At 57.5% G+C, this 22,791-nt stretch carries 19 protein-coding genes and 1 pseudogene; 15 read left to right on the top strand and 5 right to left on the bottom strand.

The window, feature by feature from the left end:
* Positions 1-45: 45 nt before the first annotated feature.
* From lptF to WG219_16155, 4 genes are all read left to right on the top strand, one after another.
* The gene (gene lptF / locus WG219_16170) at positions 46-1,164 is read left to right on the top strand and encodes an LPS export ABC transporter permease LptF (GenBank protein ID WXL24832.1); all 1,119 of its coding nucleotides are present in this window, start codon (positions 46-48) and stop codon (positions 1,162-1,164) included.
* Positions 1,157-2,218 (top strand): LPS export ABC transporter permease LptG, encoded by a 1,062-nt coding sequence (gene lptG, locus WG219_16165; GenBank protein WXL24831.1) that lies wholly within the window; start codon positions 1,157-1,159, stop codon positions 2,216-2,218. The genes lptF and lptG overlap by 8 nt, the downstream gene beginning before the upstream one ends.
* A 540-nt stretch (positions 2,219-2,758) precedes the next feature.
* Positions 2,759-4,330, top strand: a complete 1,572-nt coding sequence (locus tag WG219_16160; GenBank protein WXL24830.1) for a methyl-accepting chemotaxis protein — start codon at positions 2,759-2,761, stop codon at positions 4,328-4,330.
* On the top strand, positions 4,323-6,458 hold the full coding sequence (locus tag WG219_16155) for an EAL domain-containing protein (GenBank protein WXL24829.1): 2,136 nt from the start codon (positions 4,323-4,325) through the stop codon (positions 6,456-6,458). Before WG219_16160 ends, WG219_16155 begins: the two co-directional genes overlap by 8 nt.
* A 58-nt stretch (positions 6,459-6,516) precedes the next feature.
* Here WG219_16155 and WG219_16150 read toward each other — a convergent pair whose 3' ends face one another.
* From WG219_16150 to WG219_16130, 5 genes are all read right to left on the bottom strand, one after another.
* Complete coding sequence (locus WG219_16150; protein WXL24828.1) at positions 6,517-7,011, bottom strand: RDD family protein; 495 nt, start codon at positions 7,009-7,011, stop codon at positions 6,517-6,519.
* Positions 7,012-7,120: 109 nt separating this feature from the next.
* Positions 7,121-7,333, bottom strand: a complete 213-nt coding sequence (locus WG219_16145; protein ID WXL24827.1) for a cold-shock protein — start codon at positions 7,331-7,333, stop codon at positions 7,121-7,123.
* A gap of 347 nt (positions 7,334-7,680) precedes the next feature.
* Complete coding sequence (locus WG219_16140; GenBank protein ID WXL24826.1) at positions 7,681-8,904, bottom strand: SfnB family sulfur acquisition oxidoreductase; 1,224 nt, start codon at positions 8,902-8,904, stop codon at positions 7,681-7,683.
* 12 nt (positions 8,905-8,916) lie between these two features.
* Complete coding sequence (locus WG219_16135; protein WXL24825.1) at positions 8,917-9,525, bottom strand: OmpW family outer membrane protein; 609 nt, start codon at positions 9,523-9,525, stop codon at positions 8,917-8,919.
* Between the two features lie 236 nt (positions 9,526-9,761).
* Complete coding sequence (locus tag WG219_16130; protein ID WXL24824.1) at positions 9,762-11,000, bottom strand: acyl-CoA dehydrogenase family protein; 1,239 nt, start codon at positions 10,998-11,000, stop codon at positions 9,762-9,764.
* A 503-nt stretch (positions 11,001-11,503) separates the two neighbouring features.
* Here WG219_16130 and msuE point away from each other — a divergent pair.
* The 11 genes and pseudogenes from msuE to WG219_16075 all read left to right on the top strand — a co-directional run bounded on the left by msuE (position 11,504) and on the right by WG219_16075 (position 22,739).
* Positions 11,504-12,058 (top strand): annotated as a pseudogene (msuE, locus tag WG219_16125) (FMN reductase).
* A gap of 27 nt (positions 12,059-12,085) precedes the next feature.
* Complete coding sequence (gene sfnG / locus WG219_16120; GenBank protein ID WXL24823.1) at positions 12,086-13,180, top strand: dimethyl sulfone monooxygenase SfnG; 1,095 nt, start codon at positions 12,086-12,088, stop codon at positions 13,178-13,180.
* Between the two features lie 9 nt (positions 13,181-13,189).
* Positions 13,190-14,320, top strand: a complete 1,131-nt coding sequence (locus WG219_16115) for an AMP-binding protein (GenBank protein WXL24822.1) — start codon at positions 13,190-13,192, stop codon at positions 14,318-14,320.
* An 11-nt stretch (positions 14,321-14,331) separates the two neighbouring features.
* Positions 14,332-15,105: an ABC transporter ATP-binding protein gene (locus tag WG219_16110; GenBank protein WXL24821.1), complete on the top strand. Its 774-nt coding sequence runs from the start codon at positions 14,332-14,334 to the stop codon at positions 15,103-15,105.
* A gap of 71 nt (positions 15,106-15,176) precedes the next feature.
* The gene (locus tag WG219_16105; protein WXL24820.1) at positions 15,177-16,058 is read left to right on the top strand and encodes a branched-chain amino acid ABC transporter permease; all 882 of its coding nucleotides are present in this window, start codon (positions 15,177-15,179) and stop codon (positions 16,056-16,058) included.
* Positions 16,059-16,068: 10 nt separating this feature from the next.
* On the top strand, positions 16,069-17,136 hold the full coding sequence (locus WG219_16100; GenBank protein ID WXL24819.1) for a branched-chain amino acid ABC transporter permease: 1,068 nt from the start codon (positions 16,069-16,071) through the stop codon (positions 17,134-17,136).
* 49 nt (positions 17,137-17,185) lie between these two features.
* Complete coding sequence (locus WG219_16095) at positions 17,186-18,508, top strand: ABC transporter substrate-binding protein (GenBank protein ID WXL24818.1); 1,323 nt, start codon at positions 17,186-17,188, stop codon at positions 18,506-18,508.
* Between the two features lie 49 nt (positions 18,509-18,557).
* Positions 18,558-19,304, top strand: a complete 747-nt coding sequence (locus WG219_16090; GenBank protein ID WXL24817.1) for an ABC transporter ATP-binding protein — start codon at positions 18,558-18,560, stop codon at positions 19,302-19,304.
* Positions 19,305-19,467: 163 nt separating this feature from the next.
* On the top strand, positions 19,468-20,694 hold the full coding sequence (locus tag WG219_16085; protein WXL24816.1) for an SfnB family sulfur acquisition oxidoreductase: 1,227 nt from the start codon (positions 19,468-19,470) through the stop codon (positions 20,692-20,694).
* Between the two features lie 9 nt (positions 20,695-20,703).
* Positions 20,704-22,077: an LLM class flavin-dependent oxidoreductase gene (locus WG219_16080; protein WXL24815.1), complete on the top strand. Its 1,374-nt coding sequence runs from the start codon at positions 20,704-20,706 to the stop codon at positions 22,075-22,077.
* Positions 22,074-22,739, top strand: a complete 666-nt coding sequence (locus tag WG219_16075; GenBank protein WXL24814.1) for a methionine ABC transporter permease — start codon at positions 22,074-22,076, stop codon at positions 22,737-22,739. The genes WG219_16080 and WG219_16075 overlap by 4 nt, the downstream gene beginning before the upstream one ends.
* Positions 22,740-22,791 lie beyond the last annotated feature (52 nt).

The raw sequence follows: 22,791 nt of genomic DNA, 5'->3' as shown, positions 1-22,791 counted from the left end.
GTTTGAGCTTAGCCGCCTGAGCCTGACAACCCTGGAGTGTCTGGTTTGATCGTCTTTCGTTATTTGTCCCGTGAAGTTTTGTTGACACTGACGGCTGTCAGTGCGGTGCTGCTGGTCATTATTATGAGTGGCCGCTTTATCCGTTACCTTGCACAAGCTGCACAGGGGGTTTTGGATCCCAGTGTGCTGCTGCAAATCATGATGTACAGAATTCCTGGTTTCCTCGAGCTCATCCTGCCCCTGGGTTTGTTTCTCGGTATTTTGCTGGCATACGGCCGTTTGTACCTGGAAAGTGAGATGACTGTGCTCTCTGCTACGGGCATGAGTCAGCAGCGTTTGTTGGCCTACAGCATGGCGCCGGCTGTTGTTGTGGCTGTTGTAGCGGGTGTGCTGAGTATGGGGCTGGCGCCTCATGGGGTTAACCAGGTCGAGCGCATCCTGAATGAACAAAAAACCATGACCGAACTGGATACTCTGGAACCTGGTCGCTTCCAGACCCTGCGCAATGGTTCAAGGGTTACTTACACCGAGGAGCTTGCCGATGAACGCAAGGAATTGCGTGGCGTATTCATTTCTGAGCGTCAACTGAATACTAAGGGGCAAGAGCGGGGCATTTCTGTGCTGGTGGCCGATTCTGGCCGCCAAGAAATTCAAGCCGACGGCAGTCGCTACCTGATCCTGCACAATGGCTACCGCTACGATGGCAACCCAGGCCAGGCCAATTATCGCGCCATTAAATATGAAACTTATGGTGTGCTGCTGCCAGCCCCGGAACTTGCTGCAGAAGTGACAGAGGTTGAGGCGCAGCCAACGCTTGAACTGTTCGGTAAAGATAAGCTTGAACAGCGCATCGAGTTGCAGTGGCGTTTGTCTATTCCGATTTTGGTGTTTGTGGTGACACTGCTTGCTGTGCCGTTGTCCCGGGTTAATCCGCGTCAGGGGCGCTTCCTTAAGTTGTTGCCAGCCATCCTGCTTTATATGGCTTATCTATCCATGCTCATCGGTGTTCGCGGTGCGCTGGAGAAGGGCAAAATTCCCGCGCAACTTGGGATGTGGTGGGTGCATGCGATATTCGCGGCAATTGGTTTGATGCTGTTGTACTGGGAGCCTTTGCGTCTTCGCTGGGCAGCGCGTCGTGCGGTAGGGGAGAGTGCCCGTGGGTAAGCTGGACCGGTATATCGGGATTCAGGTTTTTGTCGCCATCTTGGGCGTATTGGGCGTAATTGTTGGCTTGGCATTGCTGTTCGCCTTTATTGATGAGTTAGGCGATATAGATGACAGCTACACACTCCTTGATGCACTTTGGTATGTGTTTCTAACAGCTCCGCGTAGGCTCTATGAAATGCTGCCTATGGCGGCGCTCATTGGTTCGCTTATCGGCCTGGGTACGCTTGCCAGTAACAGTGAGCTGACCATCATGCGGGCGGCCGGGGTTTCCATCGGGCGTATCGTGTGGGCCGTGATGAAGCCGATGTTGGTGCTGATGCTGGTTGGTCTGCTGATTGGTGAGTACCTGGCACCCTATAGCGAGAACCAAGCGCAAGCCAGCCGGGCCTTAGCTCAGGGCGGTGGTGAGGCGCAGAGTGCCAAGCACGGTCTGTGGCACCGTCAGGGGCGCGAATACATTCACATAAACGCAGTGCAGCCCAATGGTGTACTGCTCGGGGTGACTCGTTATCGCTTTGACGAGAATCGCCGCATGGAATCCTCCAGTTTTGCCCGGCGTGCGCAGTTCACCGATGGCGCGTGGCAATTGCAGGATGTACAGACCACATTACTGCATGAGCGCAGCAGTGAAATTGTGAAAGCGCCCAGTGAACGCTGGGAAGTGGCTTTGACTCCGGAGTTGTTGGGTACAGTGGTTATGGCGCCTGATGCGCTGTCGATGACTGGGCTTTGGGGTTATATCCATTACTTGGCTGATCAAGGCTTGAATAACAGCCAGTACTGGCTGTCTTTCTGGACCAAGGTGTTGCAGCCGCTGGTGACCGCCGCTTTGGTTCTGATGGCGATCTCTTTCATCTTCGGACCACTACGTTCTGTGACGCTTGGGCAGCGGGTGTTTACCGGGGTTCTGGTGGGCTTTGTTTTCCGTATCGCTCAGGATCTGCTGGGGCCGTCCAGTTTGGTATTTGGCTTCTCACCGCTGTTTGCGGTCCTGATTCCGGCTGGTGTCTGTGCAATTGCTGGTTTGTGGATGCTGCGCAGAGTCGGTTGAGCACTGATACGTGCAAATACCCTAAGTCGACAAAGGCCCGGTGCAAAACACCGGGCCTTTTGCATTGTGGGTTATACAAAGTGCAGCGTGTACAGGTTCGCAAACGTAAATTCTGTGCATCAAACACTTACTCCCCCAAGGGAGCTGATCATTGATCGAGTGAGCTCTGCTGGGGGCTGTGTGAAGGCTTTTGCTACTAGAGTTTGGGAAAAGTTCCCAATGAGACCCGGTCTAGAAGCATCTTAATTGAAACGAAATGTAAAAAGCTGTCCAATTTGTCAGGTGTGCGGCCGATAAAGGGTGGGATAATAGAAACATACAGAAATACTGCGCGCACATGGATGCACGCAGATAGGTTCAACGGTGTATGAGGAGGTATTCACCTCCGTTCGGCTGCTCGTGAATCTTGTTCGGTTTATGCCTCCACTCAAGTGGTGGGACGACATGCTGCCTAATAGCAAGCCATGCGACCCATGTCTGTCAGGGAATGAGTAATGAGTGCGCAGGTATCGTTTTCAGTTAAGAGATGAACCCGCGACCATGTATAGAAACAGTAGTAGCACAGGTTCTGAAAGGACCTTTGATCATTCCCAGCGCCTGATTTCTGCGACGGATAAAGCCGGCATCATTCTTTATTGCAATGATGAGTTTGAGGCGGTGAGTGGTTTTAGCCGCAGCGAGCTAATCGGCAGCCCGCACAATATCGTCCGTCATTCTGACATGCCGGCCTCTGTGTTCGAGCACATGTGGCAGTGCCTGCAAGCCGGGCAGTGCTGGATGGGGGTGGTGAAAAACCGCTGTAAAAACGGTGATTTTTACTGGGTGGAGGCGTTCATCACGCCCGTGATGGAAAACGCTCAGGTCGTCGGCTATGAGTCTGTCCGAACTAAGCCGAGCCGCGAGCGAGTGGAGCGCGCTGAAGCCCTTTACAAAAACATTAAGGCCGGCCATGGCGGCGTGTCAGGCTCATTTGTAACCCGCTTCATTCAGCGAGGCTTCTGGAAACCTTTACTCGCCGGTATCGCTGGGGCTGGTGTCGCATTCGCTGTCGGGGCCGAGCCAATTGTTTGCGCAGTTCCGCTGATTAGCGCGGTTGCCGCCGGCATTCTTGCGACACGACATTTCCGCTCCCGAGTCAGCGCGGCGATTGCTCAAGAGGCCCCAACGGCATTTGATAACCCGGTGGCGGCACAGGTATTCACCAACGATCGTGATATCACAGCACGGCTGCGTATGGTGTTGATCAGTGAGGGCGCACGGCTGCGTACGGCTCTGACTCGCCTTGATGATTATGCCTACCAGACCAGTGAAGCGGCTGCTGATGCTCAGTCTCTGGCCAGCAAGACCAAGCAGGCCCTGGAAGATCAGTTGGCTGAAGCTGAGATGGCGGCTACAGCGACAACCGAAATGACGGCTTCTATTAATGAGGTGGCTTCAAATATCCAGTTTACGGCGCAGGAGGCAGAGAGTGCTTCCCTGTTGGTCGAGCGAAGTGGAGAAGTTGCACACAATACGTTGAAGGTCATCCAGGCGCTTTCCGTCACCGTGGATGAGATTACCTCCGCTGTTGAAAATCTTGCCAGTGAAACGGAGCAGATCAATTCTGCGGCGTCCTTGATTCAGTCTATCGCGGATCAAACCAACCTGTTGGCGCTGAATGCGGCCATTGAAGCTGCGCGCGCGGGCGAACAGGGCCGCGGTTTTGCTGTTGTGGCTGACGAGGTGCGTTCGCTCGCGGAGAAAACCCGCGAGTCGACGGTGTTTATCCAGAGCATCGTTGGCAAGCTTCGGGAGAGTGCCCGACATGCTGTCGAAGTTGCGCGTCGCGGTAATGAAGACGCTGAGCAAGGCGTTGAGCGTGTGAGCGAAACGCAGCTGGCCCTCGAAGGTATTCGTGCGGCTATGGCAACCATTAATGGTATGAGTCAGCAAATGGCTGCAGCAGCCGAGCAACAGGCCCATGTTGCCGAAGACATTTCTCGGCAGATTAACCACATTGCCGAGTCAGCTGACGAGAGTCTGGCAACCGCCACCCAAACCAGTGAAAGAGGGCAGGCCCTGGAAAAAACCGCTGCTGATCTGCATGGACTGACGGAGCGCTTCAGTGCCTAGTTCTAACTTGCTGGGCTCTTCATCTGTAGAAGAGCTGGATATTGAGCAATTACGTACCGCTTTTGGTTTGCAGAGTGCCATTCTTGAGGCAGCTGCGGACGGCATTATCGCCATTGATGAGCGAGGCCAAATCAAGCTTTTCAACGCCGGGGCTGAAAAGCTGTTTTGCTATTCGGCTGAGCAAGTACTGGGACGCAACATCTCTTGCCTGATGCCTGAAAATTATGCGTCCAAGCATGATGGCTACATGAGTAACTATCACCACTCAGGGCACGCCAAAATCATCGGCACTGGACGTGATGTAGAGGGCCTGAAAAGCACGGGGGTTGTATTCCCCATGCACCTTTCAGTGGGGCGCGCCGATACACCGATCGGCAGACTCTATGTGGGTATTTGCCACGACCTCTCTGACTACAAGAATGCGTTAAGCAAACTGCACTTGGCAGAGCAGCGCTATCGCGAGATTGTTGAAAGTCAGACGGAATTGATTATCCGTCTGGACAGCGCGTTGCGCCTGACCTTCATCAACCCAGCCATGGGGCGTTTATTTCGAGAGGAAAGAACTGAGCGCCTCTTGGGTATGAGTTTCCTTGAGCTTATCCACAACGATGACCGTATTTTGGTTAAGCGCCTGTTTGACAAGGTAGATGACGCGACCGAGCAAGATGTAAGAACGCTGCTGACTCGCATGTCACCCGCTGACGGTGGTACACGGTGGATTGAGTGGCGTGTGCGCCAACTTCATGAGGGTGAGCATCTGGGGTCATGGGAGTTCCAGGGCTTTGGGGTCGATGTGACTGATCAGATGTTGGCGAAGGAGCAGATTGCCTACATGGCAGCCCATGACTCGCTGACAGGGCTGCTTAATCGTCAGGGATTTTCTGATGAACTTTCTGTGCGCCTAAGTAAAGAGGGGTACCGTTGCGGCATCATTCTGCTCAACCTTGATTGCTTCGACATCATCAATGAAACCCATAGCCATACGGCGGGTGATGTCGCACTGAAAATGGCTGCTGACCGCATTTACCATTCTCTGGCTAAAGGGGACTTGTGCGCCCGACTGAACGCGGACGAGTTCATCGTGCTGCTTGATGGGATGGAGCGTGCTGAGGACTTGGGAGCGGTTAGCCATCGCCTGCAAAGTCGCTTGTCAGAGCCTTATTACATCGAGAAGCAGAACTACAACCTGACTGCCTGTGCTGGCATCAGCATATGCCCTGAGAACGGTGCAACCAGTGAGATGCTGATGCGCAGGGCACAGGCGGCTTTGCGCGAGGCGAAGTCCCGCGGTCGGCATGAGTTGATGTTTTTCAGTGATGACTTGGAGGAGCGTACCAAGTCGGCAGCCGAGCTTGAGTTAGGGATTCATCAGGCACTGGAAAACGATCTCTTCACGCTGGTTTACCAGCCTAAGATTGATTTGAAGAATGATCGCCTGCAGGGGTTAGAGGCACTGATTCGCTGGCATCATCCCGAGTGGGGCGCTGTTAGCCCGGCACGTTTTATCCCGTTTGCCGAAACCAATGGGCTGATTGTCAGAATTGGTCAGTGGGTGTTTGAAAATGCCTGCAAGCAGTGGCGTGAGTGGGTAGACGCGGGCTTGGATGTTCCGCAGATTGCCGTCAACATTTCTACCCGCCAGCTGGAGAGCTGGGGGTTCAAGGAAGTGATGATGAGTACCCTCCAGACCTACTCAGTACCTGTATCGGCCATTGAGTTAGAAATCACTGAAGGTGCGGCCCTCAATCATACTGAAGAGCAGATGCAGCTGATTTTGGCCCTGCACGCTGAAGGCTTCAGCATTGCTATTGACGATTTTGGTACGGGTTACTCCTCGTTGAGCCAGCTTGCGACCTTGCCCGCTAGTACGTTGAAGATCGACCGCGCTTTCGTCAGCAAAATATTGCCTGATACCGTCAGTGAGCCGGTTATTGAGGCGATCATTGCTCTGGGGCATTCGCTGGATATGAAGGTGGTGGCCGAAGGTGTGGAAAACCAGGCTCAGCGCGACTTCCTCAGGGACCGAGGCTGCGACATCGCACAAGGTTATTGGTATTCCAGGCCGCTGCCCCCGGAAAGCGTGAAAAGCATCCTCATTGCAGGGGCTGAAAGGCATAGCCTTCATTGACCTCAGGGCATTGCTCGTGCCAGCCCCTAAGCGCTGGCACGAGCACGCAACGAAGTGGCTACTTCTTATGGATATTCTTAGGTAGTTGCACGACGCGCGTCTCTGAATAGATGTCGTGCCATGTGCGTTTCTCTTTGTCCCAGAGCACCCATAGATAGCCCAGCCCGACAATCAGCCATGAACCAATAGCAACCAGGAAACGCAGCATTGCCTGCCACAGGGTGATGGCAGTGCCGTCGGCATTCTGCACACGTAGGCCCCAGACCTGCATGCCCAGGGTCTGCCCATTGTGGGTCCAGAATTTTGCAAAGAAACCGAACAGGCTAAAAAAGAGAATCGTCGACAGCAGCGGGTCGCCATCTAATGCGCCTGAGTCGGACATTTTTCGCAGTTCATCAGCGCCGTAAAAGCCCATCAGAATCAATTTGTAGATGAAGGTCACGACAATTAGCAGTGCCACGCACAGCAAGAAGTCATAGAAGATAGCGGCAAGTCGGCGGATCAAGCCTGCGTTGGGGAAGTCGCCCTGAGGACGCAGCAGGTGTTTTGACATGGTCAGGTCTTCAATCAGTCTGGCAAAGAAGTGCCAAGGTTAGCATGCCGTTGAGCAGGCATAAAAAAACCCCTGATGCGAACATCAGGGGTTTTTCAAAGCGTCAGACTTATTGTTCGATTTGAACTTCGTCAGCCTGCATGCCTTTCTGACCTTGCACAGCGATAAAGCTGACTTTCTGGCCTTCTTTCAGGCTCTTGAAGCCATTGCCTTGGATCGCGCGGAAATGCACGAACAGATCCGGACCGCTTTCTGGAGTGATAAAACCAAAACCTTTTTCGTCGTTAAACCACTTGACGGTACCGTTCTGACGATTCGACATTTTTGTATTTCCTTGAAACTTGAGTTGATGACAGCCCTACTCTTCGTGAGGGGCTGATACTGGTTGCAAGGAGTAATGCGACGTCGAGCGGGATGTAGCGGATCAGTAGATCTACTGCATCAGGTCACGATTTTCGGCGACCCATGCAAACACAGTTTTAAGACTCTACGCTAACTTCCACGCAAATGCCAACCCCTAGCGCTTGGTGTTTAATCATAAAAATTCTGCGGTTGAAACCTCCTAATTGAATGGGTGGTTATTAGTGATCGATAAATGGCTGATTTTTCGGCGTTGTGTCTGGATTGCCGCCGCCAGAGGCGGCGGAAAACTCATCGGTGCGGTACGAATCAATTCCACGGGTGGCGGGGTGGTTTGACGCCGTTGAGCACGTAGTTGCCGATGATGTGGTACTTCCAACGTACCGGGTCATGCAGCGTGTGTACGCGGGCGTTGCGCCAGTGTCGATCGAGGCCGTACTCCTCAAGCGTAGCGCGGGCACCCGCCAGCTCGAACAGGCGGTTGCTGGCCAGAATGGCTACTTCTGTGGTCAGTACCTTTGCTTCAGCGGTCAGCAGTGAGGCCTGTGCGACGGTTTCCTCATTGGCTTCGAGCAGGGCCTTGTCGATGGCATCTGCTGCCAAGTCCAGAACGGCCTCGGCCGCACGCAGACGAATGTGTAGGTCGCCAATTTGTTGCAGGATGTAAGGATCGTCCGTGGCTTTCTCAACGCCCGAATCAATCCATGGGCGGGTGTGGCGGCGCACGTAATCCAGGGTGTCCTCGAGAGCGCCCCGGGCTAGGCCTGCGTCAATGGCAGCCTGAATGAATTGTGAAATAGCTCCGCTTGCGGTTGGGCGGTCGAAGGCTTGCCAGATGGGGATAACCTGACTAGCAGGCACTTTTACATTTTCGATCAGCACCGTGCCGCTGGCAGTGGTCTTTTGGCCAAAGCTGGACCAGTCATTGATGACTTTAAGCCCTTCGGTTTCGCGCTTTACCACGGCCAGGTGTGGGCGGCCTTGATTGTCCACGGTGACAATCGGAATCCAGTGTGCCAGCAGGGCGCCGGTAGAGAAGAATTTCTGGCCGTTGACTACATAGTCATTGCCATCTGGCTGGATTTTGGTCTGGAAGTCAGCCACATGCTTACTGCCTCGTTCTGAGAAGGCATTTCCGAATCGAGTGCCTGACAAGGCCAGGTCGAAGAAGAAGCGCTTTTGCTCTTCACTGGCATCCAGTGCCAGGTGCACGAGAATTACGAAGTGGTTTTGTGGCAACTGGCCGAGGGAGCCGTCAGCTGCGGCGATCAGCTTGAACACCTCGCCTACGGTGCGGTAACTGGCTCCGAGGCCACCATATTGCTTGGGGACCAGTATGCTCCACAGGCCACTTTGTGAGTACGCATCCAGTTCGGTGATGGGCAGGCGTCGTTCGCGGTCGCGTACAGCCGCTTCCCGGCGGAACTCCTGTGCAAGTTTGCGTGCGGTTGCAATGGCCTCGGCTTCGCTTTGCAGCTTATGCGCAGGTGTGGAGGACTGTTTTTGGATGAATGGATCGGCAGCTTGAGTCATTGCGACTATTCCTTAGAAGCGGTAGGCGAGATTTAGGCTGTAAACGAAGGGGTCCACATCGACGCTGCCGACTTTCTCGCCAGCGATCTTCACGCTGCTGTCGATATTGGCGTAGCGCACATCGCCGCCCACGCTCCAGTTGTCATCAATGGCGACATCAAGTCCGACCTGATAGGCCAGCCCCCATGAATCGGAGAGCTCCAGTTTGGCGCCGCTATCCAGCTTCTCGTCGTAGAAATAGGTGTAATTCAGGCCGATACCGACAAAGGGGCGGATCTGTGCATCAGGCAAGAAGTGCCATTGCAGGGTGACAATCGGTGGCAACTGTTTGGTGTCGCCAACTTTGCTGCCGTTGAGCTTGATGTCGTGTTTAAGTGGCAGGCCGCCGAGCACGTCGATAGCAAGATTGGGCGTAAGGAAATAAGCAATGTTGAAGGTCGGGCCGGTGTCGTTACCGATGTCGATTTCTCCTTGCTGGATGCTGCCGGAATCCGAAGTCGGAACGACTTTGCTGATACCTGCGCGCACGAGCCAAGGGCTGTCAGCTGATAGAACCGGGGAGCTGGCTGCGATCAACGCGCTGCCGAGCAGAAGGGGTTTAGTCCATGACGCTAGAGGCATTTAATTCGTCCTTTTTACTTGTAATGGCCAAGTTGTGTCCTGGGTGTGGGCCCCAGGTAAAACCTTCATTTCATCTTCCGTGCCAATGTTTAAGCCATTGATTAATAAGAGATTAGCTCAAGAATGTGTGGGGCTTGGTTGTGCTCTTACGTACACAGTGCTGAGTCACTGTTGGCTATGGAACAGCGGTGCCTTCATGTACAAAAAGGCCGACACGAGGTCGGCCTGGATGAGGTTCAGGGCTGTTTAGAGCCGCCACCGATCTGCCAGACATAGGGCGGTTCTGTGCCGTTGACTTCCCAATCACCGATGATCCGTTCCTTGTAAATAACCGGGTTGTGCGAAGCCGCCGTACGGGCGTTACGCCAATGACGGTCGAGTGCTTTGCTGAGGCTGGCGCCAGAGGCACCGAGGGTGTTGAACAGGTCCGTTGTGGCGCGCAGTACCAGGTCGATGATGGCGCTCTGCGCCTGGGCTGACTCCAGTTCGGCGGCGATGTTGGCTTGGCGTTCACGCTCGCTGTCGGTGCCAAAGCGGGCCAGATAGGCCTGTTGCAATGCCTCGGCTGATCGCAGAGCTGCGGCTTCGGCGGTGTACACCTGAGCGGAGGCTTTGCCGATCACTTGTAGTACCTGGGCGTCTTGGCTAACGCTGGCCGCGTTGCCGTGGCTGAAGATACGCGTACGCTTGCGGACCTCAGCTGAGAAGTCGCGCACGGCAGCACGGCCAGAACCGGCCAACACAGCCAGTAGAACCACTTGATAAAAGGCTGTCTGGTATTTGAAGCGGGTGGCAAAGTCGAGAATGTTTACTTCATCTACCACTGCATCCTTATAAGTAGAGGTGCCGCTGCCCGTGGTGCGCTGGCCGAAGCCATCCCAGTCGTCACTGTGGCTGATGCCGTCCTGGCGGGCGCGAATGGCTGCTATGACATCTGCATTGTTATCGTCACGGCGGGCATAGAGGTCGATCCAGTCTGCGAAAATACTGCCGGTGCTGTAGTACTTGGTGCCATTGACCACCCACTGGTCGCCTTTGCGGGAAACCCGGGTGATGACATCGCCGATTTTAACTGCGCCTACTTCAGTCCAAGCGTTACCCACCAGATCGCCAGCCACAAAACGCTCAAACCAGACCTGCTGCGAACTGTCGGCATGGGCATTGAGGCGGTCTTCAACAAACGCAAAGTGGCCGCGCAGTGCTTGCGGAATGTTGGAGTCGGCCTCTGCTAGTTCAATCAGCAATTGAAACAGTTGTGGCAACGAGGCGCCTGCACCGCCGTGTTCGCGGGGAACGCGTACGGCGCCGAAACCGGCCTCCTTAAGCCACTGGATTTGTTCGCTGGGTAAGGTGCGCTCACGTTCGCGATCTACAGCGCCCTCAGCTATACGCGCGAATATCGGGCGGAAGCGGGCGGCCAATGACTCGTAATCAGTGCCGGTTGATATCTGTGGCAGGTGCTGTTGAGCCGTCATGTGTGAATCTCCTTATGGGGTGTTTTACAACCGCCACCGCAAACTCCGTGCCGTTACAAAATTATCTTTTAAATCAATTGGATAGGCTTTGTATGTGGGCTGGGGCTGTGCCTGGCAGGGCAAGTTGCTGGATTGATGTTGCTCGGCCAACAGTTGTTATAAGGCGTGCAATATTGAGGGCGGGATCACTGCAGGTGCTTGCAGCGATAGCTGATTTTTCAGGGGGGATTGGGCCTGTGGTCGCTTGGTGGATTACGCCTGTGGCCAATACACCCTGTGGTGAGCTGGGTGTTGCCGTGGCAACTGTTTCTTTTCTCATAGCCCGTCTGCTTGGCGACAAGTGTTTGTAGGTAAGCACTTGTGCAACACCTTGTCTGTGTCTGAGCACTTCCGTTTTGCTTGATTTTGATCTATCTGATTGATTTAAAAGACTTTTATAAAGTGGCACGGTTGCTGCTCTAGCTCATTTCATATTCATCCGCCGTTGCAGGCGAGAGGTTGAAATGAGTCAGAACATTAATGTTGTTGTGGTTTCCGGCAGCCTACGTGACCCATCACGTACCCATGTGCTGTTGCAGGAGTTGGTAAACGCTCTGCAAAAGCGCTTACCCGTGAATGCGCATTGGGTGCGTATTGCCGAGTTGAGCGGTGAACTGGCTGGATCGCTGGAGCGAGATACCGCTTCGCCACAACTGCTGCCCCATTTGCAGGCGATTGAAAGCGCCGATCTGATCATCGCCGGTAGTCCGGTTTACCGCGCGTCCTACACCGGTTTGTTCAAACACTTCTTCGATCTGGTGGATTACCAGTCCCTTAAAGGCGTGCCAGTTCTATTGGCTGCCACAGGTGGAGGCGACCGCCATGCGTTGGTGATCGATCACTAGCTGCGCCCGCTGTTTGGTTTCTTCCAGGCGCATACCTTGCATTACGGGCTCTACGCCACCCCCGAAACGTTCACCGATTACCGCCTGACCGACGCGGCGCAGTTCGAGCGTATCGAACGTGCGTTGGACCCGGTCGAGGCTTTTTTCCGTAATGCGGCCGTGCAGGCTGCCTGAATTCCAAGGACCAGAGGAGTTATCAACATGAGCCAACACGCAATCAAATTCGCTTACTGGGTACCGAATGTCAGCGGTGGTCTGGTGGTCAGCAACATTGAGCAGCGCACCAGCTGGGATGTCGACTACAACCGCAAACTGGCGCAAACCGCCGAGAAGGCCGGTTTTGAATATGCCCTGTCGCAGATTCGCTTTACCGCCGGTTATGGGGCCGAGTTTCAGCACGAATCCGTGGCCATCAGCCACGCGCTGCTGGCTGCGACGGAAAAGCTGAAGGTGATCGCCGCGATCCTGCCAGGCCCATGGAACCCAGCGCTGGCGGCCAAACAGTTGTCCACTATTGACCATCTGACCAATGGCCGTATCGCCATCAACGTGGTGTCCGGCTGGTTTAAAGGCGAGTTTCACGCCATCGGCGAACCATGGTTGGAGCACGATGAGCGCTATCGCCGTTCTGAAGAATTTATCCGTGCACTGAAAGGCATCTGGACTCAGGACAACTTCACCTTCAACGGTGACTTCTACCGCTTCCGCGATTACACCCTCAAGCCGAAGCCGCTGCAGCAACCGCACCCAGAAATCTTTCAGGGCGGCAGCTCCCGTGCTGCCCGTGACATGGCTTCACGCGTGTCGGACTGGTACTTCACCAACGGCAATACCGTTGAAGGGATCAAGGCTCAGATCGATGACATTCGCGCCAAGGCCGCTGCCAATGGTCATTCAGTAAAGGTCGGGGTGAACGCTTTCATCATTGCCCGCGACACCGAAGAGGAGGCCAAAGCCGTTCTTCAGGAAATCATCGACAAGGCCAACCCGGACGCGGTTAACGCCTTCGGAGCTGAGGTGAAACACGCCGGTGCTGCCAGCCCGGAAGGTGAGGGCAACTGGGCAAAATCCACTTTTGAGGATCTGGTGCAGTACAACGATGGCTTCAAGACCAACCTGATCGGTACGCCGAAGCAAATTGCAGAGCGCATCGTCGCGTTAAAAGCGGTAGGTGTTGACCTGATCCTTTCTGGCTTCCTGCACTTCCAAGAGGAAGTGGAGTACTTCGGCAAGCATGTGCTGCCGTTGGTGCGCGAGTTGGAAACCAGCAAAACCGCCGAAAAGGCTGTGGCCTGAGGGTGAGCGATGAGCGACGCAACGCGTAGCATTCTTCCTCAATGGCTGGCTGCTCAGGCCCGCCTGAATCCGGACGCCATTGCCCTGCGGCATAAGCGTCTGGGTATCTGGCAGGTACATAGCTGGGCTCAGGTGCAGGACGAGGTGTTGGCCCTGGCTGGTGCCTTACGCTCTGCTGGTTTTGCTACGGGCGCACAGCTGGTGATTATCAGTCGGCCGCGCCCAGAGGCGCTGTTTGCCGCTTTGGCGGCGCAGTGGCTGGGCGGTGTGGCGGCGCTGTTTGATCCACTGGAAAACCCAGAGGATCAGGCCGCGTCGTTGCGTGAGGCGGGCGTTGCGTTTGTTCTGGCAGAAGGTTTGGAAGAAATTCAGCGCCTGCATGCTGCAGGCTTGCAACCGGGATGGCTGGCTTATGCCGATGGCCGTGGCTTGGCTGACAAGGAGGTACGCGGGCAGGCGCTGGATTACGCACAGCTAAGAACGGCTGTTGCTGTGCAGGATGCACCGCAGACGCAGGCTGATGAGGCTGCGTTTGCCTTTTACCGGCGTGCAGTGACGGGCGTCGAACGCCAGCACTTCAGCCATGCAGAACTGCTCCACGAGGGTCTGCGCCTAGTGCTGGGCGAGCAGCTCAGTGACCGTGAAGAGGCCCTGGCCGCCCGCGCCTTTGCGGCCAGCGGCCAGGCCCGCTATCTGCTCGCCCCTTGGTTGCTGGCCGGATTCCGATTGAATTTTCCGGAGCGTCTGGAAACCCGTGATCAGGACCGCCGCGAACTCGGCCCGAGCCTGGTGCTGGGCACCCGCGAAACCTATGGCCGCCTGCATGAGCAGGTGAGTCAGCGCTTGCCGTTACCGGGCACATTACGGCGGCGCTGGGTGGACTGGGCGTTACGCCCGCAAGCAGGTTTTTTGCAAGGTTTGATCGGTGGCGCGCTGATTCGCAAACCGCTGCTCGACGTGCTCGGGCTCACCCGCACACGGGTGGCGCTGGTGGTGGGGGCGCCTTTGAGCGAAGAGGTCCATCAGTTGTTCAGCGGGCTGGGCATTGACGTGCGCAACTGGTCCGCCGCGGAGCGCTGGCAGGATGTGCGCGAAACCCCTTTCAGCGAGTGGCCGCAGGGCTTGCCGCAACCGGCATAAGGAATAGAGAGATGAGTGCTGCGGCGTTGCTGGAACTGCAGGATATTTCGTTGTCATTCAAAGGTGTCAAAGCCATCAGCGACATCAGCTTCGCCGTGGCCGAAGGGGAAATCTGCGCCCTGATTGGCCCCAATGGTGCGGGTAAAAGTTCGCTGCTTAACGTCATCAATGGCGTGTATCAGCCGCAGCAGGGCGTGATCCGTTTTGACGGCAACTCCCGCCGCAGCATGCGTCCCCATGATGCGGCGCTGGGCGGCATCGCCCGTACTTTTCAAAACATCGCCCTGTTCAAAGGCATGAGTGTGCTCGACAACGTGCTCACCGGGCGCAACCTGAAGCGCCGCGCCACCTGGCTTGAACAGGCGTTGCGCATCGGCCGTGCCGCTGGTGAGGACGATCAGCAGCGCGAAGCCGCCGAGCGCGTGCTGGCATTTCTACGTATTCAACAATGGCGCGATGCGACCGTGGGCAAGCTGCCTTACGGCTTGCAGAAGCGTGTCGAGCTGGCCCGTGCGCTGGCTGCTGAACCGCGTCTGTTGCTGCTGGACGAACCCATGGCCGGGATGAACGTCGATGAGAAGGCGGAAATGAGCCGCTTCATCCTGGATATCAACCGCGAGTTCGGCACCACCGTGGTGTTGATTGAGCACGACATCGGCGTGGTGATGGAGCTGTCCGATCACGTCGTGGTGCTCGACTACGGCCGCAAGATCGGCGATGGCGCGCCCGACGAGGTGCGCCGCAACCCTGAGGTGATTGCCGCGTACCTCGGCACCCGCCACTAACTTCACCGTTGTTCTGGCCGCTTTGTGTGAGCGGGTTGGGGATGGTTTGCCTGAAAACAGGAACTGTACAAATGGAATTCTTTTTTGAAGTACTGATCGGCGGCCTGCTGGCAGGGGTGATGTATTCCCTGGTCGCCATCGGTTTTGTCCTGATCTACAAGGCCAGCGGGGTGTTCAACTTCGCTCAGGGCGCGATGGTGCTGTTCTCGGCGCTGACCTTTGTCAGCCTGCTGGAGCGCGGTGTGCCGTTCTGGCTGGTGTTCCTCATCACCCTGGCGAGCATGGGGCTGTTGGCCCTGGTGGTAGAGCGCGCCGTGTTGCGGCCTTTGGTCAACCGTTCGCCGATCACTTTGTTTATGGCCACGCTGGGCCTGTCCTACGTGATCGAAGGCGCCGCACAGGCGCTGTGGGGCGCGCAGGTGCATGGGCTGGAACTGGGCATCAGTGATGAGCCGCTGGAGCTGGGCGGCATGCTGCTGTCGCAGTTCGATCTGTTTGCCGCTGGCACCGCTGCGCTGCTGGTGATCGTGCTGTCGCTGCTGTTCAACCACACGCGTATTGGTCTGTCGCTGCGGGCAGTGGCGGATGATCCACTGGCGGCGCAGGCAGTCGGCATCCGTCTGCAGCGGGTATGGGCGATCGTGTGGGCGGTGGCGGGTTTTGTCGGCCTTGTGGCAGGGCTGCTGTGGGGGGCGCGTCTCGGCGTGCAGTTCTCGCTGTCACTGGTGGTGCTCAAGGCGCTGCCGGTGCTGATCATCGGCGGCTTTACCTCGATCAGCGGGGCGATTGTCGGCGGGCTGATTATCGGTGCCTCGGAGAAGCTCGCTGAGGTCTATCTCGGCCCCATCATCGGTGGCGGCCTGGAGAACTGGTTCCCCTATGTGCTGGCCCTGTTGTTCCTGCTGGTGCGCCCGGCCGGGTTGTTTGGCGAACGCGCCATCGAGCGGGTCTGAGGAGATCGTCATGCTTTATAAAGAAGCCGGCCAGTTCAGCGTTCGCTATGCCGATGACCGCCGTTTTTTCCGCCTGCGCCAAGATCGTATCGGCCTGCTGGCGCTGCTGGTGTTTGCCTTCGCGGCGGTGCCGTTTCTCGGCAACGATTACTGGTTCAGCGCCATTCTGATTCCGTTTCTGGTGTTGTCCCTGGCTGGGCTTGGCCTGAACATGCTGACTGGCTATGCCGGGCAACTGTCGCTGGGCTCGGCAGCCTTTATGGCGGTGGGCGCCTTTGCCACCTACAACTTTGAGCTGCGCGTGCCGGGCTTGCCGTTGCTGCTGAGCATTGCCTTGGGCGGCATTACCGCAGCGCTGGTAGCGATCGTTTTTGGCCTGCCGAGCTTGCGCATCAAGGGTTTCTATCTGCTGGTCTCGACACTGGCTGCGCAGTTTTTTGTGCAATGGGCTCTGACCCGGTTTGGCTGGTTCTCCAACTACAACTCATCCGGGGTCATTACTGCTCCGCCGTTGCAGGTGGCGGGTGTGGATTTTGGCTCACCGGCCGGGCGTTACGTGCTGACTTTGGCGGTGGTGGTGGCGTTGTTCTGGCTGGGCGGCAACATCGTGCGCAGCGAGTTGGGGCGTAACTGGATGGCGGTGCGCGACATGGACACCGCCGCTGCGGTAATCGGCATTCCGCTGCTCAAAACCAAACTGCTGGCTTTCGCCATCAGCGGTTTCTTTCTCGGTGTGGCCGGAGCGCTGTGGGCGTTCACCTATCTGGGCACGGTGGAGCCTCACGGCTTCGACCTGAGCCGCTCTTTCCAGATCCTTTTCATCATCATTATCGGTGGCTTGGGCAGTGTCCTCGGCAACTTCCTTGGCGCGGCCTTCATCGTGCTGTTCCCGCTCTTGCTGTCGAATCTCGCCGCCTTGCTGCCGGCCGGGCTGATCGACGCTGGTCAGCTGGAGAACCTGCAAAAGATGGTGTTCGGCGCGCTGATCATCCTTTTCCTGATCAAGGAGCCGGAGGGGCTTGCCCGTCTCTGGCAGAGATTTCGCGAGCGCGCACGGCCGTGGCCGCTGCGCTACTGAGCGAACCCGCAAGTCAATCCAATTCGATAACAACACAGGACTTATCACAATGTTCAAGCGCACCTTCAGCAGCCTTGCACTGGCGCTGACCCTGACTGCCACGGCCTTTAGTGTCCAGGCGGCGGACGAGCAATACTTCCCGCTGCAAAGTTACCGGGTCGGTCCGTATGCCGCCGGTGGTACCGGCTTCTTTGGCGGCTTTATCGACTACCTCAAATACGTCAACGCCAACGGCGGGGTGAACGGCGTCAAGCTGACCTGGAGCGAGTGCGAAACCGAGTACGTGGTGGAGAAGGGCGTGGAGTGCTACGAGCGCCTGAAGAAGGGCCAGAACGGCGCTCCGGCCGCTGCCACCAACCCGCTTTCGGTGGGGATTGCCTACGCCACGCTGGAGCGTTCCACGGCGGATAAGCTGCCGCTGATCACCATCAACCACGGCCGCACCGACTCCACCGATGGCAGCGTGTTTCCCTACGTGTTCCCGCTGCAACTGAACCCGTATTCCGAGGTGTCAGCCATCGTTAACTGGATCGGCGAGAAGAGCGGCGGGCTGGATCAGCTTAAGGGCAAAAAGATCGTCACGCTGTATCACGGCTCGCCTTACGGCAAGGAAACCAACGAAGTGCTGCAGACGCTGGCCGATAAGTACGGCTTTGAGCTGACCCTTCTGGAAGTGCCGCATCCGGGCAACGAGCAGCAGTCGCAGTGGCTGAACATCCGCCGCGCCAAGCCGGATTGGGTGATCCTGCGCGGCTGGGGCGTGATGAACCCGGTGGCGCTGAAAACCGCGCAGAAAGTCGGCTTCCCGGCTGATCACATCATCGGCAACATCTGGAGTAACTCCGAGGAAGACGCAGCTCCGGCTGGTGCAGCAGCCAAGGGCTTTATCTCCATCACCACGCATCCGTCCGGCACCCAGTTCCCGGTGCTGCAAGGTATCCAGCAGCAGGTTGTGGATAAGGGCGAGGGCGACCTGGCCGATCCGAAGCGCTTCGGCACCGTGTATTACAACCTCGGCGTGGTTAACGGCATCCTCAACGTCGAAGCCGTACGCATCGCCCAAGAAAAATTTGGCAAGCAACCGCTGACCGGCGAGCAAGTGCGCTGGGGCTTCGAGAACCTGCGTCTGGATGATGCCCGCCTTGAAGCGCTGGGCGCCAAAGGTCTGGTGCAACCGCTGCAACTGTCCTGCTCCGACCACGAGGGCGGTGGCGCGGTGCGCTTCCAGCAGTGGGACGGTGAGAAGTGGAACCTGATCAGCGACTGGGTTCAGGCCGATCGCGCACTGCTGCGGCCGATCATTGAGGCGTCCTCGCATAAATACGCCGCAGAAAAAGGCATCACCCCACGGGATTGCAGCAAAGAAAGTTGAGATTAATCACGGCCGGGGCTTGCTCCGGCCGTTTGTTCAGGAGTGCAGCATGATCCTGCAGGTTGATGACATTGAAGTGCTTTACGAGCAGGTGATTCTCGCCGTGCGCGGCGTATCACTGACGGTTGGTCAGGGTCAGGTGGTGGCACTTTTGGGCGCTAACGGCGCCGGTAAAAGCACCACGCTTAAAGCCATTTCCGGGCTGGTGCGTGCCGATCGTGGCGAAGTGGTGCGCGGCAGCATTCGCTATTGGGGGGAAGACGTCACCCGCACTGCGCCGCAAACGCTGGCCACAGCCGGTCTGGTGCAGGTGTTGGAAGGGCGGCGCTGCTTTGCACATCTGACGGTGGAAGAAAACCTGCTAACCGGCGCATTTGCTCGTCCGCGCATCAGCCGTGGCGAGCTGCGTGACGAGCTGGCGCGCATTTTTGACTGGTTCCCGCGTCTGAAAACCCGGCGCAAAAGTCTGGCGGGCTATACATCCGATGGCGAGCAGCAAATGGTCGCCATCGGCCGGGCGCTGATCTCACGACCACAGCTGGTGCTGCTGGACGAGCCCTCCATGGGCCTGGCACCGCAGATCGTTGAAGAGATTTTCGACATCGTCGGTGAACTCAACCGCCGTGACGGCGTGAGCTTTCTGGTAACTGAACAGAACATCGATGTGGCCCTGCGTTACGCCCATCACGCCTACGTGCTGGAGAATGGGCAGGTGGTGGACCAGGGCGTGGCGAGTGAGTTGGCAGGTCGGGGTGACCTACACGATTTCTATCTGGGCAAAGTGCAGCAGGCTTGATCAGCAACTGTTGATGGGCAAACAGTGGACTGTCGTGCAGATGTTGGTGAGGCAACATCTTTGCGTTGATTATTTTCTTAACTTATTGACTTTAAAGGAATAAGTTAATTGGCACGGGTTGTGCGATGAGTAATGGCAAAGCAGTACCTACTTAGAGGAAGCCATGTCTACTCCAGCAGTCTTATCAGCCCATTACGATATCCGTCAGCCCGACGCCCACATCATCCGTGATGATGCCGAAGCCATCGCCGTTGCCCACCACGTGGCGGCGTTTCTGCGTGAGGGGGCCTCCGAGCGTGACCGCAACCGCGAAGTCCCGGCGGATGTAGTCGATACCTTTTCCAACAGTGGCCTCTGGGGCATTACCGTGCCCCGTGAGTTTGGCGGCGCTGAAGTGTCGTTTGCCACGCTGGCGCAGGTGATTGCCATTGTTTCAGCCGCTGATCCGTCGCTGGGGCAGATTCCGCAAAACCATTACTGCCTGCTGGAAGATATCCGCTTGCAGGGTACTGAAGAGCAGAAGCGTTTCTTCTTCGATCTGGTGCTCAAGGGCAACCGCTTTGCCAATGCGCTGTCGGAAACCGGCGGGAAAAACGTAGCCGACATCCGTACCCGTCTGGTCGCTGAAGGTGATGGGTACCGCATTGACGGGCGCAAGGGCTATTGCACCGGCTCGCTCTATGCGCATTGGCTCGGCGTGCTGGCGCTGGACGATCAGGATCGCGCCCAACTGGCATTTGTTCAGCGCGGCACGCCGGGCCTGGTTGTGGTGGATGACTGGAGCAGCATCGGCCAGCGCACCACCTCCAGCGGCACTGTGATTCTGGATGGTCTGCGTGTACCGACCTTTAACCTGTTCCCCAGCTATCGCTCCTATGAAAGCCCGACCCTGGCCGGCCCGTTCGCGCAACTGACCACTGCCGCGATTGATGCCGGTATTGCCCGGGCCGCGCTGGACGACACCATCGCCTTTGTTCGTGAACATGCTCGCCCGTGGATTGATGCCGGCGTGGAGAAAGCCAGCGAAGACCCGCTGACCATCATTCAGATCGGCTCGCTGGACATTCGTCAGGAGGCCGCCGAAGCCCTGCTTGAACGCGCCGGACGGGTGCTGGATGCGGCAAAACCGGCAACCAATGAAGACAATGTGGCCGCTGCCTCGGTTGCGGTGGCCAGGGCCAAGGTGCTGACCACTGAAGTGGCGATTGAGGCGACTAACCGCCTGTTTGAGCTGGGCGGAACGCGCTCATCACTGGTGGTGCACAACTTCGACCGTCACTGGCGCAATGCGCGGGTGCACACATTGCATGATCCGGTGCGCTGGAAATATCACTTGGTCGGCAACTGGGCGCTCAACGGCATCAAGCCTGCCCGTCACGACTGGAACTGAGGCCGTATCATGACCAAACAGATTCGCCTCAATGCCTTCAGCATGAACACGGTCGGGCATCTGTCGCCCGGCCTGTGGCGGCACCCACGTGATCAGGCTACGCGTTACACCGATATCCATTACTGGGTTGAGCTGGCCAAAACCCTTGAACGTGGCTGCATTGACGGCCTGTTTATCGCCGACGTGCTGGGGGTTTATGACGTATACGGCGGCAACGCCGACAGCGCCCTGAGCAACGCCGCGCAGGTGCCGGTGAATGATCCGCTGCAACTGGTGCCGGCCATGGCAGCGGCTACTCAGCATCTGGGCTTTGGCGTGACGGCATCGGTGTCTTTCGAGCATCCGTTTCCGTTTGCCCGGCGCATGAGCACGCTGGATCACCTGACTGGCGGGCGCGCAGGCTGGAATATCGTGACCTCTTATCTGGCCAGCGGTGCACGCAACTTGGGGCAGCGCGATCAGCTTTCTCACGACCAGCGCTATGCCTTGGCCGAAGAGTACCTGCAGGTCTGCTACAAACTCTGGGAGACCAGTTGGGAGGACAATGCGGTGCGTGCCGACCGTGACAGCGGTGTCTACGCAGACCCCGCCAAGGTGCATGGCATTAACCACGAGGGAGAGTATTTCAAAGTACCGGGTTTCCATCTGAGCGAACCCTCGCCGCAGCGCACGCCGGTGCTCTATCAGGCCGGTGCTTCCAGCCGTGGCCGGGCGTTTGCGGCGGCGAATGCCGAGTGCGTGTTTGTCGCCGCGCCAAGCAAGGCGGTGCTGAAGAAGCAGGTGGCAGATTTCCGCACCGCTGCTGTGGCTGCGGGCCGTGGCGCCCATGACATCGTGATTCTTGAACAACTGACGGTGATCGTTGCCGAGACTGACGAAGCTGCGCTGGCGCGCCTGCGCGAATACCGCGAGTACGCCAGCGCCAGTGGTGCGCTGACCCTGATGGCGGGCTGGACCGGGATTGATTTCGCGCAGTACCAGCCGGATCAGATTCTGCGTGAAGTGCCCAGCGAGGCCATTCAGTCGGCGGTGGAAGCCTTCACCCGCGCAGATCCGACGCGCTCTTGGACCACTGCCGAGATCGCCGATTACTGCGCCATTGGTGGTGACGGCCCGGTGCTGGTCGGCTCGGCGAAAACCGTCGCGGATCAGTTGCAGGAGTGGGTGGAAGAAACCGATGTGGACGGCTTCAACCTGGCCAGTGTGGTCGCCCCGGAAACCTTCGAGGCGGTGGTTGATCTGCTGGTGCCGGAGTTGCAGGCGCGTGGACTGTTCAAGCGCGAATACGCCGAAGGCACCCTGCGCAACAAGCTGTTCGGCAATGGTGACCGCTTGCAGGCGCCACACCCGGTGGCACGTCTGCGCCGAGAGGCCGGGCGATGAACGAGTTGCTGGCCAATCTGGACTGGAGCGAAATCGGCCAGGCCTGCATCGACACCCTGAGCATGCTCGGTGGCGCGCTGTTTTTCACCGTGCTGCTGGGCCTGCCGCTGGGCGTGCTGCTGTACCTAACCGGGCAGCGGCAGATGCTGTCCAGCCCGGTGCTATACCGGGTGCTTTCAGTGGTGGTGAACGTGCTGCGGTCGCTGCCGTTCATCATCCTGCTGATTGTGCTGATCCCGCTGACCACGCTGCTGACCGGTACGTCGCTGGGCGTGCGCGGCGCCATCCCGCCGCTGGTGGTGGGCTGCACGCCGTTCTTTGCGCGGCTGGTGGAAACCGCCTTGCGCGAGGTGGATCGCGGCCTGGTTGAGGCCAGCCAGTCCATGGGCGGCAGTACCTGGCAAATCATCTGGCTGACACTGTTGCCTGAGGCGCGCACCGGGCTGATTGCTGCGGTCACCGTGACCTCCATCGTGCTGGTGGATTACACGGCGATGGCCGGCGTGATTGGTGGCGGTGGCCTGGGTGATCTGGCTATCCGCTTTGGTTATCAGCGTTTTCAGACCGATGTGATGGTGGTCACCGTTCTGCTGCTGATCCTGCTGGTGCAGGCCCTGCAAATGAGCGGCGACCGGCTGGTGCGGCACTTCTCCCGCCGCTGAGTTTTTATCCCGTTAGCGGCAGCCGGGTTTTGCTGCCGCCAAGGCCCCACGT

This window comes from Pseudomonas mendocina, from assembly GCA_037482215.1.
Lineage (GTDB): Bacteria > Pseudomonadota > Gammaproteobacteria > Pseudomonadales > Pseudomonadaceae > Aquipseudomonas > Aquipseudomonas mendocina_E.
This window is presented reverse-complemented; position numbering and strand designations above follow the sequence as displayed.